The 1998-nt window shown below is 73.9% G+C and carries 1 protein-coding gene; it reads right to left on the bottom strand.

What is annotated here, in order from left to right; all coding sequences use genetic code 11:
- On the bottom strand, nt 1–1998 hold a 1998-nt coding region (locus Afe05nite_RS43460; RefSeq protein WP_203823217.1), incomplete at both ends, for a condensation domain-containing protein.

Raw genomic sequence — 1998 nt, 5'->3', positions numbered from 1 at the left:
CGTGTAGATCACGTAGGCCGGGTCGTCGGCCCGCACCGCGACCCGCTCGTGCGGCGCCTCGGGCAGCTCAGCGCCGACGGTGAGCCGGCGACCGGACCACGGCACGTCGACACCCTCGGTCGCGACAAGCATCACCGGTGCGGCGTCGGCCAGTATTCCGGCGATCCGCTCGGCCGGCTGGTAGGCGTCCAGCGGGAGGTACGCCGCCCCGCTCTTGAGCACGCCCAGGATCGCCGGCACGGTCAGCGGGCGGGCGGTGGCCAGTGAGACCAGGTCGCCCCGTCCGACACCGGCGGCGGCCAGCGCGCCGGCCAGCCGGGCGGACCAGTCGTCCAGCTCGTCGAAGGTCCAGCCCCGGCCGCCGGAGACCAGCGCCGTGGCCGATGGGGTGGCGGCCCGCTGGGCCTCGAACAGGTCGACGATGGAGCCGGCCGGCACCGGGCCGTGGTCGGCGGCCAGCAGCGTCGCCCGCTCGTCCGGGGCCAGCACGTCGATCCGGCCGATGGCGCGGGCCGGGTCGGCGGCGACCGCGGCGAGCACCCGTTGGAGGCGGTCGACAAGCGTGCGCGCCGAGGCCGGATCCCACCGGTCCAGTCCGAACTCCAGGGTGCCGTCGATACCGGTGCCGTCGGCCGCGTCGGCGAAGTCGAACGACAGGTCGAACATCGCCGCCCGGTGCCCGACCGGTTCCGGGTGTCCGTCCAGGTCGCCGAGCCGCCACGCGCCGCCGCCGCCGGGCAGGTAGGAGACCATCGTCTGGAACAGCGGATGCCGGCCCAGCGACCGCACCGGATTCAACACCTCCACCAGATGCTCGAACGGCACCTCCTGACCATCGAAAGCCGCCAGATCGGTCTCCCGCACGCGCGCCAGCAACTCCCGGAACGACGGGTCACCACCGGTGTCCGTGCGCAACACCAACGTGTTCACGAAAAAACCCACGAGATCGTCCACCGCCGCGTCCGGGCGGCCCGCCACCGGCGAGCCGAGCGGAATGTCGGTGCCCGCCCCGAGCCGGGTCAACAGCACCGCCACCGCCGCCTGGACCACCATGAACAGGCTGGTCCCGGTTCCCCGGGCGAGGTCGCGCAGCTCCCGCGCGACCCGGTCCGGCACCGTGAAGTCGACGATCTCGCCACGGTGGCTCGCCTCGGCCGGCCGGGGCCGGTCGGCCGGCAGTTCCAGTTCGTCAGGCAGCCCGGCCAGCACTGCCCGCCAACCGGCGACCTGGTCGTCGAGGTTCTGCGCGCGCTGCCAGAGGGCGAAATCGGCGTACTGCACCGGAAGCGGCCGGAACGACGGCGCGCGATCGGCCCGCCGGGCCTCGTACGCGATGCTCAGGTCCCGCCGCAACGGCTCCTCGGACCACTCGTCGCCGGCGATGTGGTGCAGCAGAAGCAGAAGTACGTGCTCGTCCGGCCCGGCCGGGAACAGGTCCACCCGCAGGGGCGCCTCCCGGTCGAGCGCGAACGCGTGTTCCGCGGCCGCCGCCAGATCGCCGTCGTCGTGCACCGTGACCCGCACCGCGTCCGCGCCCAGCACGTGCTGGTAGGGCACGCCGTCGACGTCGGGGAAAACGGTCCGCAGCGACTCGTGCCGCTCGGCCACATCCCGCACGGCGGCGGTCAGTGCCGCCCGGTCGAGCGGCCCGCGCAGCCGCCAGGCCATCGGGATGTTGTACGTCGGATCCGGCCCCTCGAGCCGGTAGTGGAACCACAACCGTTGCTGCGCGAAGGACAGTGGCACGCGGGCGGGCCGGGGCCGGGCGGTGATCGGCTCGCGGGTCGCCCCGGCCAGCTTGGGCAGCAGCGCGGCCACCGTCGGCGTGTCGAAGACGGCCCGCACCGGCAGGTCCACGCCCCACTCGGCGCGCACCCGGCCGGCCAGCCGCATCACCAGCAGCGAGTGCCCGCCGAGCGCGAAGAAGTCGTCGTCCACGCTCACCGAGGGCAGCTCGAGCACTTCCGCGAAGAGGTCACAGAGCTGCTGCTCCCGATC

It is taken from the genome of Paractinoplanes ferrugineus (assembly GCF_016862195.1).
Taxonomy (GTDB): domain Bacteria; phylum Actinomycetota; class Actinomycetes; order Mycobacteriales; family Micromonosporaceae; genus Actinoplanes; species Actinoplanes ferrugineus.
The sequence above is the reverse complement of the archived record's forward strand: the minus strand, read 5'-3'. Positions and strand labels throughout refer to the sequence as shown.